At 42.0% G+C, this 17,346-nt stretch carries 20 protein-coding genes; 19 read left to right on the forward strand and 1 reads right to left on the reverse strand.

Annotation, left to right across the window (positions count from 1 at the left end):
- Window positions 1–124 precede the first annotated feature (124 nt).
- The 17 genes from trpD to B9Y89_RS12590 all read left to right on the forward strand — a co-directional run bounded on the left by trpD (window position 125) and on the right by B9Y89_RS12590 (window position 15,148).
- Window positions 125–1,147 carry an anthranilate phosphoribosyltransferase gene (gene trpD / locus B9Y89_RS12510; protein ID WP_085523551.1) on the forward strand — a complete coding sequence of 341 codons (1,023 nt, stop codon included), beginning with the start codon at window positions 125–127 and terminating at the stop codon, window positions 1,145–1,147.
- A complete protein-coding gene (trpC, locus tag B9Y89_RS12515) occupies window positions 1,140–1,904 on the forward strand; it encodes an indole-3-glycerol phosphate synthase TrpC (protein WP_085523552.1) in 765 nt (254 codons plus the stop codon). The genes trpD and trpC overlap by 8 nt, the downstream gene beginning before the upstream one ends.
- Entirely contained in the window at window positions 1,901–2,551 is a 651-nt protein-coding gene (locus tag B9Y89_RS12520) for a phosphoribosylanthranilate isomerase (RefSeq protein WP_085523553.1), read from the forward strand. Before trpC ends, B9Y89_RS12520 begins: the two co-directional genes overlap by 4 nt.
- Complete coding sequence (trpB, locus tag B9Y89_RS12525; RefSeq protein ID WP_085523554.1) at window positions 2,538–3,734, forward strand: tryptophan synthase subunit beta; 1,197 nt, start codon at window positions 2,538–2,540, stop codon at window positions 3,732–3,734. The genes B9Y89_RS12520 and trpB overlap by 14 nt, the downstream gene beginning before the upstream one ends.
- The gene (gene trpA / locus B9Y89_RS12530; RefSeq protein WP_085523555.1) at window positions 3,727–4,542 is read left to right on the forward strand and encodes a tryptophan synthase subunit alpha; all 816 of its coding nucleotides are present in this window, start codon (window positions 3,727–3,729) and stop codon (window positions 4,540–4,542) included. The genes trpB and trpA overlap by 8 nt, the downstream gene beginning before the upstream one ends.
- Window positions 4,539–5,627: a histidinol-phosphate transaminase gene (gene hisC, locus B9Y89_RS12535; RefSeq protein WP_085523556.1), complete on the forward strand. Its 1,089-nt coding sequence runs from the start codon at window positions 4,539–4,541 to the stop codon at window positions 5,625–5,627. Before trpA ends, hisC begins: the two co-directional genes overlap by 4 nt.
- Complete coding sequence (locus B9Y89_RS12540) at window positions 5,617–6,720, forward strand: prephenate dehydrogenase (protein ID WP_085523557.1); 1,104 nt, start codon at window positions 5,617–5,619, stop codon at window positions 6,718–6,720. The genes hisC and B9Y89_RS12540 overlap by 11 nt, the downstream gene beginning before the upstream one ends.
- Before the next feature lie 9 nt (window positions 6,721–6,729).
- Window positions 6,730–8,022, forward strand: coding sequence for a 3-phosphoshikimate 1-carboxyvinyltransferase (aroA, locus tag B9Y89_RS12545; protein WP_085523558.1), 1,293 nt, complete (start codon window positions 6,730–6,732; stop codon window positions 8,020–8,022).
- 165 nt (window positions 8,023–8,187) lie between these two features.
- Entirely contained in the window at window positions 8,188–9,057 is an 870-nt protein-coding gene (locus tag B9Y89_RS12550; protein ID WP_085523559.1) for a hypothetical protein, read from the forward strand.
- Between the two features lie 19 nt (window positions 9,058–9,076).
- Window positions 9,077–10,327, forward strand: coding sequence for a tetratricopeptide repeat protein (locus tag B9Y89_RS12555; RefSeq protein ID WP_085523560.1), 1,251 nt, complete (start codon window positions 9,077–9,079; stop codon window positions 10,325–10,327).
- 61 nt (window positions 10,328–10,388) lie between these two features.
- Window positions 10,389–10,928 (forward strand): ReoY family proteolytic degradation factor, encoded by a 540-nt coding sequence (locus tag B9Y89_RS12560; protein ID WP_176222207.1) that lies wholly within the window; start codon window positions 10,389–10,391, stop codon window positions 10,926–10,928.
- An 88-nt stretch (window positions 10,929–11,016) separates the two neighbouring features.
- Window positions 11,017–11,484: a DUF2487 family protein gene (locus tag B9Y89_RS12565; protein WP_085523562.1), complete on the forward strand. Its 468-nt coding sequence runs from the start codon at window positions 11,017–11,019 to the stop codon at window positions 11,482–11,484.
- A gap of 122 nt (window positions 11,485–11,606) precedes the next feature.
- Window positions 11,607–12,119, forward strand: coding sequence for a ubiquinol-cytochrome c reductase iron-sulfur subunit (locus B9Y89_RS12570; RefSeq protein WP_085523563.1), 513 nt, complete (start codon window positions 11,607–11,609; stop codon window positions 12,117–12,119).
- Between the two features lie 3 nt (window positions 12,120–12,122).
- On the forward strand, window positions 12,123–12,794 hold the full coding sequence (gene qcrB, locus B9Y89_RS12575) for a menaquinol-cytochrome c reductase cytochrome b subunit (protein WP_085523564.1): 672 nt from the start codon (window positions 12,123–12,125) through the stop codon (window positions 12,792–12,794).
- A 30-nt stretch (window positions 12,795–12,824) separates the two neighbouring features.
- Window positions 12,825–13,595 (forward strand): menaquinol-cytochrome c reductase cytochrome b/c subunit, encoded by a 771-nt coding sequence (locus tag B9Y89_RS12580; RefSeq protein ID WP_085523565.1) that lies wholly within the window; start codon window positions 12,825–12,827, stop codon window positions 13,593–13,595.
- A gap of 55 nt (window positions 13,596–13,650) precedes the next feature.
- Entirely contained in the window at window positions 13,651–14,232 is a 582-nt protein-coding gene (locus B9Y89_RS12585) for a lipoprotein heptaprenylglyceryl N-acetyltransferase LhaT (protein ID WP_085523566.1), read from the forward strand.
- Window positions 14,233–14,362: 130 nt separating this feature from the next.
- Complete coding sequence (locus B9Y89_RS12590; protein ID WP_085523567.1) at window positions 14,363–15,148, forward strand: sporulation protein YpjB; 786 nt, start codon at window positions 14,363–14,365, stop codon at window positions 15,146–15,148.
- A gap of 31 nt (window positions 15,149–15,179) precedes the next feature.
- On the opposite strand, the gene B9Y89_RS12595 is transcribed toward B9Y89_RS12590, so the two are convergent.
- Window positions 15,180–16,055, reverse strand: coding sequence for a YitT family protein (locus tag B9Y89_RS12595; RefSeq protein ID WP_085523568.1), 876 nt, complete (start codon window positions 16,053–16,055; stop codon window positions 15,180–15,182).
- Between the two features lie 141 nt (window positions 16,056–16,196).
- Between B9Y89_RS12595 and B9Y89_RS12600 the strand changes: the two genes are divergently transcribed.
- On the forward strand, window positions 16,197–16,541 hold the full coding sequence (locus B9Y89_RS12600) for a nucleotide pyrophosphohydrolase (RefSeq protein ID WP_085523569.1): 345 nt from the start codon (window positions 16,197–16,199) through the stop codon (window positions 16,539–16,541).
- A complete protein-coding gene (gene dapB / locus B9Y89_RS12605) occupies window positions 16,541–17,344 on the forward strand; it encodes a 4-hydroxy-tetrahydrodipicolinate reductase (protein ID WP_085523570.1) in 804 nt (267 codons plus the stop codon). Before B9Y89_RS12600 ends, dapB begins: the two co-directional genes overlap by 1 nt.
- Window positions 17,345–17,346: the final 2 nt, after the last annotated feature.

The following is a 17,346-nucleotide window of genomic DNA, read 5'->3' on the forward strand; positions in this document are numbered from 1 at the left end:
GAGTATGAGATGAGAATTTAGCCGAGTCTGAGATGAATCTTAGAATCATGTAAGAAACCTCCATAGGCTCAGCCTGTGGTTTTTTAAAATATTATTGAGCATAGCCGAGTAGGAGTTGAGTTGAATGAAAGAACAATTGAGCCGCTTAGTCAGTGGTGAAACATTAAGCCGAGATGAGTCTAGGAAAGTTATGAATACGATTATGTTAGGTGAAGCAACCGACAGCCAGATTGCTTCATTATTGTCAATTCTTCGTTTCCGTCATGAAACTGTCGATGAACTCACTGGATTTGTGGATTCGTTGCGTCAACACGCAGAGACGTTGACCCATTCCTTTGATGTGATCGACACTTGCGGTACTGGCGGTGATGGATTAAATACTTTTAATATCTCTACAGCAACCGCGATCTTGTTATCTTCCATGAATGTCAAAGTTGCCAAACATGGCAATCGTGCTGTTTCTTCGAAAAGTGGGTCTGCCGATGTTCTGGATCATTTATCCATTCCAGTCCAAACGACTATGGATGAGGCCTATGAACAGTTAGAGCAGCACAATATGTGTTTTCTATATGCCCCTCTTTACCACCGTTCAATGAAATATGCGGCGCATCCACGAAAAGAATTAGGATTCCGGACGTTTTTTAATATTTTAGGTCCGCTTATTAATCCAGCTAATAGCCAAAAACAGATTATCGGTGTTTTTGATTTTGAACTAGCTAAAAAGATGGCTTATACACTGCAAAATCTGGGTGTGAAGAGAGCGGTTCTAGTGAGCGGTGACCAGGGATTGGATGAATGTTCGATTACAGGCCAGACACGAGGGTTATTAGTGACCCAAAATGAGATTGAAGCATTCACAATAACACCTGAAGATGTCGGTTTAACCACTGGACGGCTTGAAGATATTCAAGTCCAATCGGCGCAAGATAGTGCAGCGTTGATTGAAAACATCTTAAAGGGAGATGGTCCAGAAACCGCAACTGATATTGTTTTACTGAATACCGGCACAGCTTTATATGCCGCTGGAAAAACAACGACCATTAGTGAGGGCGTGCATCAAGCAAGGACATATATAATTAACGGAGCGGCCTATGAGCAACTTAAACTTTTGAAGATGGATGGAAGAAGGACTGAACAACATGCTTAATGACATCATTGCTAAGAAAAACCAAGAGCTAAAAAAAGATGCACCCCGGAAAATCATGAATCGAGAAAGTCCGCACCGATCATTGAAAGTAGCTTTGCAGAACGCCAATCGATCTGTTGGTCTTATTTCAGAGGTGAAGAAAGCGTCGCCGTCAAAAGGTCTGTTTGCCGAACAATTTGAACCAGAAAAAATTGCTTCAGCCTATGAAGCAGCTGGGGCGGATGCGATTTCGGTCTTGACTGATCAATCGTTTTTTCAAGGTTCTGCTGACAATTTAATCTCGGTCAAGCGCCACGTTCAAATACCGGTTTTACGTAAGGATTTTATAATTGATGAGCGGCAGATTACCGAGAGTGATGCTATTGGCGCCGATGTGATTTTACTCATAGCTGCGGTCCTATCGCCTCAAAAATTGCATACATTTTATCAAATGGCAAAACAACTTGGTTTAGAATGCTTAGTTGAGGTCCATAACGGCGATGAGCTTGCTCGACTCTTAGATGTTTTCGTTCCCGAAATCATCGGCATCAATAACCGTGACCTTACAACCTTTAAAACCGATATACAGCATACCGAAGATTTATTGAGCGACGTACCGCCTGAAAGTCTATTAATCAGTGAATCTGGTATAAAAAACAATCATGATATTGGGCGGCTGAAGCGTCTTGGCGTTCATGGTGTTTTGGTTGGTGAAGCTCTGATGACCTCATCAACTCCTGAAGAAGGCATCCGTAACTTGTTCGGTGAATCACGATGATGCTGAAGTATTGTGGAAATCAAAGCCTAACTGATTATCAAAAAAGTCGGGAATCCCATGCTGATAATATTGGGTTCATTTTTACACAAGAAAGCAGACGGACGGTGACTGCTCAGGAAGTACAACAATGGGTGCGAACGTTGCCACCCAAACCTGATCAACAGCTCGTCGGTGTCTTTGTCAATCAGCCACTGATGGTTGTTATAAAGACTGTAGAAACCGTACCGTTAGACATCGTTCAACTTCACGGTAGTGAATCAACCGCTTATATCAAGGAATTGCGGAAAAATAGTGATGTGCAGATTTGGAAAACAGTGTCGCATACCCCGGAAACTGCGACACTGTTGAAAACTTATGGAACAATTGTTGATGGTTTTCTTGTTGATACAAAAGTTCATGGTGAATGGGGCGGCACGGGACAAGCATTTGACTGGTCATATATTCCTCAATATGCGGAAATAGCTCACGTGTACGGTAAACCTTGTTTTATAGCTGGTGGCATTAAGGTTAATAACGTTCAAGAACTCTTAGACTATCAACCGGATGGGATCGATATTGCTTCAGGTATTGAAGTGCAGGGAATGAAATCTGCGGCATTAATGGAAGCATTAGAAAGAAAGGTTGTTGACAATAATGAGTTTGCCTAATGATTTGGGACGTTTCGGTGAATTTGGCGGACGATTTGTTCCAGAAACATTGATGTATGCCTTAGAAGAATTAGAAGTAGCTTATGAAGAAGCCAAACAAGATCAGGCCTTTATGACCGAGTATCACGAGCTTCTTCAAGCCTATTCTGGTCGACCTACTCCCGTTACCCGAGCTGAACGGCTGTCAGCTAAAGTGGGTGGGGCGACGATTTACTTGAAACGGGAAGACTTAAACCATACGGGTGCGCACAAGATTAATAATGCGATCGGTCAGGCCTTACTAGCCAAACGAATGGGCAAAAATAAATTGGTTGCCGAAACAGGTGCAGGTCAACACGGCGTCGCAACGGCAACGGTGGCGGCCTATTTCGGAATGAGCTGCAAAATATTTATGGGCCAAAAAGATATTGAACGTCAGGAATTGAACGTATTCAGAATGAGACTCTTGGGGGCGGAAGTTGTTCCTGCTGAATCAGGAAGTCGGACATTAAAAGATGCAACAAATGATGCTTTGCGTTACTGGGTCGCTAATGTCGAGGATACATTCTATTTAATCGGGTCCGTTGTAGGACCTCATCCGTATCCACGGATGGTTCGCGACTTTCAACGCGTCATTGGCGATGAAGCTCGAGAGCAGTTCTTCGAATTAACGGATCGACTTCCCGACCATATTGTTGCCTGTGTCGGGGGCGGAAGCAATGCGATGGGAACTTTTTATCCATTTTTAGACGATGAGGGTGTCCGAATACATGGGGCTGAAGCCGCTGGTCATGGCATTGATACGGAAGAACACGCTGCGACCTTAACTCATGGGGGAAAAGGCATCATCCATGGATCGATGACCTATCTTCTACAAGATTCATATGGGCAAATTCAAGAACCTTATTCGATCTCAGCAGGTTTGGATTATCCAGGAATTGGCCCTGAACATTCCTATTTGCGAGATTCCGGACGGGTTGCCTATGAAGCGATCACAGATAATGAAGCCATCGACGCACTTCAAGTCTTAACACAATACGAAGGGATTCTACCGGCATTAGAAAGTGCACATGGTCTAGCTCTCGCGATGAAAATTGCGAAAGACTGTCCTGCCGATCAAACTATTTTACTTTGTTTATCTGGGCGGGGCGACAAGGATGTCTATACCATTCAGCAGATGTTAGAAGGTGATAGCGATGACTAGACTCGACACCCATCTTTCCGATCATCCTTTATTTATACCTTTTATAACAGCAGGTGATCCATCTCCTGAAGTGACGATCGATTTGGCGTTGATGTTGCAAGATTTAGGGGCGAATGCAATTGAATTAGGCATTCCATTTTCCGATCCTTTAGCTGACGGACCTGTGATTCAACGAGCGTCTGCGCGGGCATTATCACACGGCGTTACTTTAGAAACCTCCATGAACTTAGCTAAACAAATGCGGAAGCATGGTGTGACAATCCCTATTATTATATTTACCTATTATAATCCTTTGGTACAATTGGGAGAGCAGCAATTTATTAATTTGGCCAATGATTGCGACATTGATGGGGTGCTTGTTCCTGATCTTCCGTTTGAGGAAAGTCACGAACTGAAACGTTCATTAAATGAAAACAAACTAGCGTTGATTCATTTAGTCGCTCCGACAACGAGTGAAGAGCGTCTACAAAACATTTGTCAAAACGCTGATGGGTTCTTATATTGTGTATCTTCTCTTGGTGTTACAGGAGAACGCGGACAATTTGCACCAAGTGTTTATACCTTTTTACAGCGTGTTAAAAACTATAGTGACATTCCGATTGCTGTCGGCTTTGGGGTGTCATCACGGAAGCAGATGATGGATGTTAAAGATGATGCCGACGGCGTTGTCGTCGGCAGTGCGATTGTCCGAGAGATAGAAAACAATCAGCATGGCTTGCTTGAGCCAACTTCCAGACAACAAGTTGTCGCAGCTATCCGTGAAAGGTTGTGGAATAAATTTTTTGATAAGCAGGGAGTTGGTGAATGATGAAGGAGCAACTCAAAACACTTCAACCCTATAAACCGGGAAAGAATATTGAAGATGTTAAAGCTGAATTAGGCTTGGAGAAAGTTGTTAAACTCGCATCTAATGAAAATCCGTTTGGCAGCTCACCTAATGCTATACAAGGGATGGAGCGCGTATTTGGTGAACTAATGGTTTATCCTGACGGCTATGCGGCTGATTTAAGAGAAAAGGTCAGCCGCCACCTGGGTGTGTCTGAAGATCGTCTTATCTTTGGAAATGGAACTGATGAAATCATTCACATTTTATCGAGAAGCTTGCTAGAACCTGGGACTAATACAATAATGGCTGATTTGACGTTTCCACAATATAAACGAAACGCCGTTATAGAGGGGGCGGAAGTCAAAGAAGTTCCTTTAAAAGAAGACGGTCGTCATGATTTAGAGGCAATGTTAGCCGCCATTGATGATGAAACACGGATCATCTGGCTATGTAACCCGAATAATCCGACGGGAGAGTATATCCGAGATTATGAACTCAGGACTTTTTTGGATCAAGTTCCAGCATATGTAACAGTGGTTTGTGATGAGGCTTACTTTGAATATGTCACAGCTTCGGATTTTCCTGATGCTGTGACGTTATCCAATGAGTATCGTCAGCTATTTGTGACTCGAACTTTTTCCAAAGCCTATGGACTTGCAGCCCTTCGGATTGGCTACGGGGTAGGGCATGCGGATCTTGTTCAAGGGATTGAACCGGCTCGGGAACCTTTCAATGCTTCACGATTAGCCCAGGCTGCAGCTGTTGCTGCTTTGGATGATCATTCATTTGTCGATGAATGTTCTCGAAAAAACAGACAGGGCCTTGAAGCTTTTTATGACTTCTGTGACATATTTCAGTTAAAGTATTTTCCATCACAGACGAATTTTATCTTAATTGATTTCGGTGTGTCCGGTGATGTGATTTATAACTATCTATTAAAGCAAGGCTATATTGTTCGATCGGGAGAAGCGTTAGGTTATCCCAATGGTGTAAGAATAACAATCGGGACAGAAGCGGATAATGAAGCGGTTATTCAACATTTAAAGGATTATATCCATGACAGATAAGGTTTTGATTGCGGGTCTTGGACTCATCGGCGGTTCGTTGGCCAAGGCCATTCGCAATGTACATCCAGATGTCCATTTGATGGGTTATGATGTTGATGAAGATATTCTGAACCGGGCTAAGGTCTTAGGTGTTATCGATGAAACAACGACAAGTTTAGCAACTGCCAAGACGGCTGATGTTATCATTTTAGCCGCTCCAGTAAACAACATATTGTCATTAATGACAGAATTGTCAGGGTATGATCTTAAGGATGACGTCATTATCACGGATGTTGGCAGCACAAAGCAGAATATTACCGCTGCAGCCAAACGGGATTTTGCTGGACAATACACCTTTATTGGCGGACATCCGATGGCGGGTTCTCATAAAACGGGTGTAGATGCCGCACAAGCTCATCTGTTTGAAAATGCCTATTATTTTTTGACACCGATTCACGTCGAAGATAAAGCATCACTAGACCAATTGATTGAGTTATTAAAAGGCACTCGTGCCAAATTCACACCGATTACACCTGATGAACATGATCGTGTCGTCGGTGTGATTAGCCACTTTCCTCACGTTGCCGCTTCGGGTCTTGTCCATCACCTTATGAATGTTGCTGAAACGGGTTCCCAGAATGTCCGAAAGTTAGCGGCAGGAGGGTTTCGTGACATTACTCGGATTGCGTCATCAGATCCAAAAATGTGGGCGGATATTGTTCTTGACAATCAATCAGTGCTTCTCGACTTGTTTGAGGAATGGCAACAAGTGATGGATCGTGCTAAATCCATGATCCAAACTGGCAATTGGGAACAAATTTATACCTATTTTTCCGATGCTAAAGTTTACCGTGACCAGTTCCCTGTCAAAGACAAGAGAGTGGCGCCGGCATTTTATGATTTGTATGTTGATGTTAATGACGAACCAGGTGTGATAGCTAAATTAACGGAAATGATTGGTGCCGCTGGTGTCAATATTCAAAATATTGGTGTGATTGAATGGCGTGAAAATATTTTAGGCGTGTTAAGGTTGACGTTTTCCCGTGAACCTGATCGTCGAGCAGCGACGGCCATTCTAGAGGGCAATCAATATAAAACTTATATTAATGATTAGGTGATTGACATGAAAACAACAACTTTAGCACCACCTACTGGATCCCTAGCAGGCACCATTGAAATCCCTGGTGATAAATCGATATCACATCGGGCGGCGATTTTTGGTGCTATGGCTAAAGGAGAAACTATTATCGAGGGATTTTTGTCATCAGAAGATTGCCTACGAACCCTTGAGAGTCTTTCAATGCTTGGAGTACGTATCAATAAAGAAAATGACGTTGTCACCATCAAAAGTGATGGATACGACGCTTTTACTGAGCCCGAGCGTGTCCTTGATATGGGTAACTCTGGTACAACGATCCGTCTGTTGCTTGGTGTGCTCGCGGCACGGCCATTTTATTCGGTTTTAGCAGGTGATGAGTCTTTACATAAACGGCCCATGGGCCGGGTTATCCGTCCGCTATCACAAATGGGTGCATCGTTTTTGGGCAGGGATCGTGGAAACTTAGCCCCACTAACTGTTAATGGCGGTTCGCTACAGGCCATGGCATATGAATCACAAATGGCGAGTGGTCAGGTCAAATCAGCGATTCTGTTAGCTGGTATACAAACGAATGGGGGCACCAGTGTGACAGAACCTGCTCAGTCCCGTGATCATACTGAAAGGATGATTCCTGCTTTTGGCGGGAACTTGGAGCAGTATGAACTTACCTCAACCGTCAAGGGGCCGCAAATGCTTCACGGGGCTCATGTTAAAGTTCCAGGAGATATTTCTTCAGCGGCGTTTTTTATTGCTGCTGCGCTAATAACACCTGGAAGTGATGTCATGCTTCGCAATGTCGGTATGAATCCAACCCGCACCGGTATTCTGAATGTGCTGGATGCCATGGGCGCTGACTATCAAGTGGTTAATGAAACTCATTTTAATCAAGAACCTGTGGCTGATTTACGTATTCGCTATTCAGAATTACAATCCACTGTTATTGAAGGAGATTTAATTCCACGATTAATTGATGAAATCCCAGTGATTGCGTTAATGGCCACACAAGCTCAAGGAACAACAACCATTCGTGATGCCGAAGAATTAAGGGTAAAGGAAACCAATCGCATTGATGCTACGGTGACTGAATTAAGTAAGTTGGGCGTTGAAATTGAAGAGACCCGTGACGGGATGATCATACACGGACATCCTGGTCAAGCGTTCACGGGGGCCAAAACAACGAGTTATGGTGACCATCGCATCGGCATGACGCTGGCGGTAGCTTCATGTAATGCTGACACCCCAGTAACGATTGACGATATTGAAGCCATTGATGTATCATTTCCCGGATTTCTATCAATATTGAATAGTATAAAATAAAACATAATTTTTAGAAAAGTTGTTGAATTATTTACTGAGACCATTTATAATAAGGTCAATGGTTTCTCTCCACTCCATCCATACATGTTAACCCGGTTATAACCGGGTTATTTTTTTTGCTTTTACTTCATAGCGTGATAGTAATAGCCGATTGGAGTGAGAGACGTGAAATATGCTATTCGTGCCAAATATTTGGACAACCTAACTTTATTTGTAACAGAGAATGGAAAGATCGTTCATCGGCATTATGGTCCATCACAACTCAATCTCCTTAGGGTTGAGGCAGCTGATGTTGATCTCCAGCCTGGTCTTGTTTATTATGAGCCTAAAGTTGGGTCGTTCACTGATTTTAATCAACAAAAGATATGGTATAAGCACCTGATTGGACAAGGTGTAACGACGTTATTGACAACGTTTAAGGTAAGGAGACCCAAAGAGTTTAAAACAAAGTTACAACAGGCCCGTCATCGTATGATTAATTGCCCTGTCGATTTTGTTATCGGTGCATTAACGGATGTCAATCGTCTAACCCCCGAATTATACCGACTTTGTGCTAAAGAAAAATTGCCCTTCATTGTTGTTTCATTTTCAAATGATACAGATCTCTATAATAAACCGTGGCAATGGATTCGTGATGCTGTCAATGACTATCAACCGGTTATCTTCATAGAGCATGATCAAGTGCAGCCTTTATCGTCTCGGAAGTTGCGTAAAATCCAGCGAAAGTGGTTATCATTTGCCCAGGGCTTGAATTTAAATGTTTTTTCGCCCCCTCACAAATGTAAAGCTATCCATCCATCAGTTTTAAAAGCTTTGGGGCTTTATCCATTTAAAGGAGCTTTATCATCCGGGAGTGATTGTGATTATTATATCGAATCATTTGATGGAAGGGGCAATCTTCATTATGATGGAGAGGAAGAAATGGATATCGTGACATTAAGAGGCCGGGTTCTTAAAGCCGCGAATCAATATTTTTATCATCCCGGATATGGTCAAGAATTAACGGTAAGAAAACCGAAACGACTGACGGTTTAATTAGAGGGAGAGTTAGCGAATGAACGAAATTGATACAGCGATCGCTCATGTCCAAAACGGCGATTATGAAAAAGGGATGGCCATCCTCAAACAAGTGGCTCAGACAGCTGATGACGATACGCTGTTTAATATAGCCCAACTTTACTTCGAATGGGGGCGTATACCCGAAGCTAAAGATATTCTTGAGCGATTATTGGTTAAACATCCTTATGACAGCAATCTGGTTTTGTTTAAAGCCGAAATAGAAATTGATGATGACAAAGAAGAAGAGGCTATTGATTTATTAACAAAGATTCATGAGCTTGATGAAAATTACTTAAGCGCTCAGCTATTGCTCGCTGATTTATACCAGCTTCAAGGATTGGAAGAAGCGGCTGAATCCCGTTTGAAGAAGGCCTATAAAATGGCACCTAATAATCCTGTCCTTTCTTATGCCTTGGGTGAATTTTACCGGACAAGCGGTCAAGCGAACCATGCTATCAATTATTATAAGGACGCAATGCATGCAGAAGAATTAGAACATGAAGATGTCATGCTGAAGCTGGGGGAAGTTTTAAGTCTTAACGGTCAGTTTGAAGAAGCACTAATTTATTATAAAAAAGGGATTGAGCAACATCAAACATTAGATGGCTTGTTCGGTTATGGTGTGACGGCTTATCAAGCACAAAAATATCAAACAGCCATTTCAGTGCTAGAAGATTTAAAAACAATGGATCCGCAATATAGTACATTGTATCCGGTGCTTGCCGGTGCTTATAAGGAAGAAGGGGCCGTGGAAGAAGCTTTACAAACATTAGAGTCCGGCATACAATTGGATGAACACAATGAACGCTTGTATGAAGAAGCTGCTCAACTCGCTAAGAACGCTTCCAAATATGATGAAGCCGTCAACTATTATCAGGAATTGCTTCGCATTAGCCCTGATAATGAGGACGCGCTAAAATCCTTTGCCTTGTTGCGGCTAGAGCTTGAGGACTATGAAGGAATCATTGATTTGCTTGGATCCAGAAATGACGATGATCCTGAATTAAATTGGTTTTTGGGTAAAGCATATTTTGAAGAAGATGACATGGAACAAGCGCTGAAGGTCTACGAAAATGCGAATGCTAATTTTGCTGAGGATCCCGGTTTTCAAAAGGAGTACGGCGAAATTCTTTGGCAACTTGGAAAGCGTGACAAAGCATTGAGTCATTTGAAACAATCATTGGCTCTGGACCCTGATAATAATGAATTGGCGTTATTTGTCGAAAGAATTGAGCAGGATTTTTAAGTTAATCCAAGAATTCGTTAGAATAAGAGGAGATGTTACCTTTTAAAGGGGATGGTTGCGGTTGGAACAAGTTATAAGTGCTGATCAAAAACGTTCTTTTTTAAAGTGGTTTTTAAGCCACTACCAGTTAAAGAATCGTGAATGTGTATGGTTGTTAAATTATATGGCAAGCGATGAACAATTGCTTAATTTGATGAAGTTTGTTGAGGATGTATCTGATTGTCCAAGAGCAATGGTGATCACCGACACTAATATGGATAAGCAGCCATTTCTGTACAAAAAACAGCAAATCGAAACCACACAACCTGAAAAGGCTTTTCACGATATTCGAATGGATCAGGATGCACCCATCTATATTCAATTGAATTTTATTGCCCCATTCCAGTCGCCGGCTTTCGTGGCCGTATTGGAAGAGAACCCCTTTTATGAAGACCATCGCGATATCGGTAATTGGTATGGGGAAGCGGCTCGCGACGTATTGGAATATGCTGAGCAGCATTTTCAGAAAGAGAGGCTTTATCACGCGATTGATCAGGCACTGGATCAAGGCGACTCTAAAGCATTCCATCATTTAACCAGACAATTGAAAGATTTACAATAAAAACCCCAAGCTAGGGGTTTTTATTTATTATTGATTCAATTTCGTTTACAATAACTATGCAAGGTTGATTAAGAAGGGAAGATCGAATATGAAATGGCAGGCCTCAGACATGCAAACCTTTATGTCAGACAAGCAATATATTGACACGGTAATCATTCCGCTTGTACCTGTGGAGTGGAGTGAAACAATGGTGAATACGGTTCGTGAAGGGGGATATATCCAAACAATGGCTATGGCGATTGAAAAAGAACTTAAAGGACGGATTGTTGAAAGTCCGCCATTTACTTATTTAAAACAGGAATCTCTTGAGGAACGAATGAAACGGATTCAAATGTGGAAAGATGAAATAAAATCCAGTGGCGTTAAATATGTCATTTTTATGACATCTGATGTTGACTGGAAGCAAAAAGAATCTGAGCTAGGTGAATTATTATGGATGCCAGCCGTTCCACTTGAACATATGGATAGTCGGCATCGAGCCGACTTTTTGGAAGAAAATATGGGATCAATTCTCAAAACTATTACAGATCACTGGACCCAAGGAACTCAACAGTGACCTAGTCAAACTACGGCTGTATATTGACAGTCGCAGAACGGTTGCGCTATCATAAGTATGTCCTAGTAATATGTGTGTCATATCTAATAACTGAATGTCCTACGTAGAATGGGGGGAAAATGATGAGCAACGAAAAACATGACGTAACCAGGCGTCAATTTCTCAACTACACATTAACAGGCGTAGGTGGCTTTATGGCAGCCGGCATGTTAATGCCAATGGTAAGGTTTGCGGTAGATCCATTGTTGAAGGAAGATAAGGAAACTAAGTTTGTACAAGTAGATATGAAGGAAAGCGATGTGACCGAAACCCCTGTTAAGAAAACACTTACCCGAGATGTTGTTGATGGCTGGCATGAATTTGAAGAGGAGAAAACGGCTTACATACTTAAAGGTGAAGACGGCGGTATTTTAGCTCTCTCGCCAATTTGTACCCATCTTGGTTGTACCGTGGGTTGGGAAGCTTCTGGACACGCGAATCACTTTTATTGTCCGTGTCATGGCGGCACATATACCAAATATGGTGTCAACTTGCCGGGTACCCCGCCTCCGGCACCGCTTCATGCCTACGAGGTTAAAGTTAAAGATGATGGTTATATTTATTTAGGTGAAGCTAAACCGAGAGGAGGGGCTTAATCGATGCTGAACAAACTATATGATTGGGTTGATGAACGGCTTGATATCACTCCCATGTGGCGTGATTTAGCCGATCATGAAGTACCCGAGCACGTTAACCCCGCCTACCATTTCTCCGCCTTTGTCTATTGTTTTGGCGGGTTAACGTTTTTTACCATTGTGATTCAAATTTTATCCGGTATGTTCCTAACAATGTACTATGTGCCTGACGTTGGTCGAGCTTGGGACTCTGTTCAATATTTGCAGAATGAAGTGGCTTATGGACAAATTGTTCGTGGCATGCACCACTGGGGTGCTAGTGTTACGATTGTTATGGTCTTCCTACATACGCTCCGAGTCTTTTTCACCGGTGCTTACAAAAAGCCACGTGAACTAAATTGGGTTGTCGGTGTCTTGCTATTCTTTGTCATTCTTGGCTTAGGTTTTACTGGATACCTTCTCCCTTGGGACATGAAAGCTTTGTTTGCAACGAAGGTAGGATTGCAGATTGCTGAGTCGATACCGTTCATTGGCGATTGGGCGAAATTATTATTACAAGGAAGCGATGTTGTCGGTGCTCAGACAATCGCGCGTTTTTTTGCTATTCACGTGTTCTTCCTTCCTGCAGCTTTACTAGGTTTAATGGGAGCACACTTCATTATGATTCGGAAACAAGGGATCTCTGGACCACTTTAGGTTACTTTTTAAAACAAAGGAGGGAGACTTATGCATCGCGGTAAAGGTATGAAGTTTGTCGGTGATTCACGTGTTCCTCAAAAGAAGGGGTTCATACCTCCAAAGGATTATTCAGAATATCCGCATAAAACTGAAGCATTTTTGCCTAACTTTTTATTAAAAGAATGGATGGTTGGTGCTGTATTTCTTGTCGGATTTCTAGTTATGACGATAGCGGAAGAACCGCCGTTGGAAAAAGAGGCAGATCCGACAGCTTCCGGTTACATACCGCTGCCTGACTGGTATTTTCTATTTCTTTATCAGTTATTGAAATATCCATATGCTTCCGGTGATTATAAAGTGATTGGAACGATTCTCATCCCTGGTTTGGCTTTTGGGGCCTTATTACTTGCACCTTGGCTCGACCGTGGCTTTGATCGCCGTCCATTAAAACGACCGGTTGCGACGTTGGCAATGTTATTGGCAATTGTAGGCGTCTACTATTTAACTTGGGAATCCGGTGTTACTCATAACTGGAAACAGGCAGCTCAACAAGGAAAAATTGTTGAGAAAGTAAACATTGATAAAAGCTCAGCAGGATATAAGCTTTTCAAGGAAAATAATTGTGTCAGTTGTCACGGCGGTAATATGCAAGGTGATGGTCCCGGACCATCGCTTGTTGGAAAGAACTTAAAGCCTGATCACGTAGCGGATGTCGCGAAAAACGGGGTCCCGCCAAATATGCCTGCTGGTGTATTTAAAGGGACAGATAAAGAATTGAAACAACTTGCTGAATTTGTATCAAAAGTAAGTAAGAAATAAGCTGGCTAATTTAATTAGTCAGCTTTTTCTTAATTCAAGGGAAGGGAACGTCAAGATGGGCTTTTATCAATATTTTTTGAAACAAAAACCTTTGCTATGGCTGCTTTTTGTCGGTAATGTTCTTGGGACAGTTTATGGGTATTATTGGTATGGGAGTCAATTGTCACATACACCTTGGTATTTTATGCCGTTTGTTCCGGATAGTCCGACAGCAAGCTTGTTCTTTTGCTTGGTTCTATTGGGCTTTCTTATGAACAAACATTTTCCGCTAATGGAAGCGTTAGCCGTGATGACCCTATTTAAGTATGGCGTCTGGGCTGTCGGCATGAATATTACATCAGGATTGCTGGGACAATCGTTAACATTCACTCATTATATGCTCATTGTGTCTCATGCGTGGATGGCGATTCAGGGCTTGCTATACATGCCGTTTTATCGGGTTAAACCGATTCATCTATGGGTGGCCGGTTTATGGTTAGTTCACAATGAAATCATTGATTATATATTTGATCAAATGCCCGAGTATCCGTTCCTTAATGAGTATCAGTCCGTTATTGGTTATTTAACTTTCTGGTTAAGTGTATTGACGATTGTTTTAGTTTATTTCACTTGTGGCTCTGTTAAACGTGACGGTTGATTTCACTCCAGGCGTTCGTTTTCCACGACCTTATTTATAAGTATCATCGTTACCATGCTTTAACTGAACAATAGGTCTACTCTCGTCCCATCTAGCATAAAAATGACTGTAAGGGAGGGGGACGAGACGTATGAAGGGTTTTGTCTATTGTGGCATGACGCTCTTGTTCATTCTGCTTATACCGGCCACCGGTTTGGCTAAGGAGCCTGAAGAAGCTTGGGACAAACTGTCTGATCTTTCTGACCAGGTCTTTCAACTTACGGAAAGTGGTCATTATCCTGCCGCTGCTGATGCGTTACATCGCTTCGAGGAACAGTGGGAGGATTATAGTGAATTGACAAAAATGACACCGGACAATCATGAACGTATTCTCAAATCGAGTATTGGTAAGTTGGAGCAATACCTGGACTCTTTGGACTTTGATAAGGAAGAAAAACAAGAGGCAGCTACGGAGTTTCGGCTGGTCGTTAACGCTCTGACAGATGATTCAACACCTATGTGGATGCAGTTTCATGATGATATGAACAGTCATTTTGAGCGAATGACAAAAGCTTTGAAGGCGGATGGTAGCAGTCAGTTTCAATATGAATTAAATCAATTTATGAATGATTATGACATGCTATATCCTTCCATGTTGATTGATGTCGATCAATCATCGATGAGAAAGGTTCAACAAGCAGTTCAAGATTTGGCTACTCAAAGCGATCAACTAAGTGCAAACAGCCAATCACAATCACAATCGCTGAAAACTTTGGAAAACCGTGTTCAGACGGCTTTTGAAATGCCTCATTCGTCAAATAAAAACTTGCATTCTTTTCAATGGACAGCGCTTCCAATCGGCGGACTTATCATTTTAACATTATTGTACGTTGCTTGGCGTAAATATCAAGGAGAGAAGTCTTACTCGATTTATTAGAAAACGTCCACCGCTCGATCGGTGGACGTTTTTATTCGTCGAAGAGCGGCCGCTTATTTTCATCAAGCGTAAATCCTTCACCTAAGACATCATGGATATCTTCCACGGCGACAAATGCATGAGGATCTACGCTTGTAATGACATTTTTCAATCGAAAAATCTCATTACGGCTGACGACACAATATAATACATCGCGGTTATGACCTGTATAGCCGCCGCGTGCAGAAAGCAGGGTTGCGCTGCGGTCGAGTTCTTTAATAATTTTTTGGGCAATCACTTCGTTATGATTGGATATGATCATGACAGAATTGGCTGCATAAGCTCCTTTTTGAATAAAATCAATCACTTGTGCTGCAACAAAAACCGCGACAAGCGTGTACATTGCTTGTTTGATGTCAAGATAAATTAAAGACGATATGATAACAACAGCATCAATAACGAACATGGTTTTGCCCATTTGCATACCAAAATATTTATTACAGAGACGTGCAATGATATCCGTACCACCTGTTGTTCCGCCATAACGGAAAATAATACCGAGACCACTTCCGATAGAAACACCGGCGAATAGCGCGACAAGCGTCATATCTTCTTGGAGAGGAAAATTAAATGTGATTAAATATTGGAAAATCCAAATTGAAATGGATAAAGCAGTTGTACCAATAATGGTATAGATAAACATCGATCGACCCAACAGGCGCCAACCAATGATAAACAAGGGAAGATTTAAAATAATATTGCTGATACCGGGATCAATCGCGAATAGGTTGTATAAAATCAGGGTAATCCCGGTGAGCCCGCCTTCACCTAAATTATTTTGCATATTAAAATTGACAAGACCAAAGCCAAAAATCAATGATCCCAATAGTATAAAGACAACATTTTTTGTTTTGATAGGTATGCGCATGTTAACCCTCCAAGATTAATTTGCCACAACGATACAAGTATAATGAAACTTCGCGCATCCTTCAAACATTAAATTATTTGTCAAACGCTGTCTTAATCCGCTAATATAACTACATAAGGGTTATTAGGGGAGACTTGAGAAATGTCAGAAAAACAAACGATAGAATTGATGCAAAAACAAGTTGACGACTATATTAGTCAGTTTAAAGAAGGTTACTTTTCACCACTCGCCTTAACGGCCCGGCTAACGGAAGAGTTGGGTGAGCTTGCGCGGGAAATCAATCACTATCATGGTGAGAAGCCGAAGAAATCAACGGAAGCAGCGAATACGGTGGAAGAAGAATTGGGTGATTTATTATTCGTTGTGATTTGTATGGCTAATTCATTAAATATTGATTTAAGTGAAGCCTTACAGCGTGTGTTGGACAAGTTCAATACACGTGATCAAGATCGCTGGACAAAAATTGATACAGAGGGGGATAGATAATGGCACAAACCATTAACATTGCCGTGGCTGGTCCAAGAGGAAAAATGGGGTCTGAGGCGATACATATGATTCAAGAAACGTCTCATTTTAACTTAGCTGGTGTCATTGATCACAAGCATGAAGGAAAAATGGTGGCGGATCTGCCGGGGCTGCCCGAATTAGAACGGCCCGTTTATACAGATATTGACCGTTGCTTTTCCAATGAAACGGTAGATGTCTTAATTGATTTTACGCATCCTGATATTGGTAAAAAACATATTCAAAAAGCGATTAATTATAATATTCGTCCCGTAATCGGTACTTCCGGATTCACGAGTGAAGATGTCGATTATTTTACAAAGGAAGCTAAGGCAAAAGAGTTGGGGGGAATGATCGCACCTAACTTCGCTGTCGGTGCTGTCCTTATGATGAAATTTAGTCAAATGGCTGCCAAATATTTACCGGATGTCGAAATTATTGAGAAACACCATGATCAGAAGAAAGATGCTCCATCTGGAACGGCGGTTAAAACTGCTGAAATGATTCATAACAACCGGGAAGAGATGACACAAGGTCATCCCGAAGAACAAGAGCTTATTCAAGGTGCTCGCGGTGCGGAAGATCAAGGTTTAAGAATACATAGTGTCCGTTTACCTGGCTTGGTGGCTCATCAAGAAGTAATCTTTGGCGGAGACGGTCAGTTATTAACGGTCAAACATGATTCGTTTAATCGTAAGTCATTTATGTCGGGTGTTCGTTATGCCGTTGATACTGTCATGAATTTAGACACAATTGTATATGGCCTAGATCAAATAATGGATTGAGG

The sequence above is a fragment of the Tuberibacillus sp. Marseille-P3662 genome (assembly GCF_900178005.1).
Classification (GTDB): Bacteria; Bacillota; Bacilli; order Bacillales; family Sporolactobacillaceae; genus Marseille-P3662.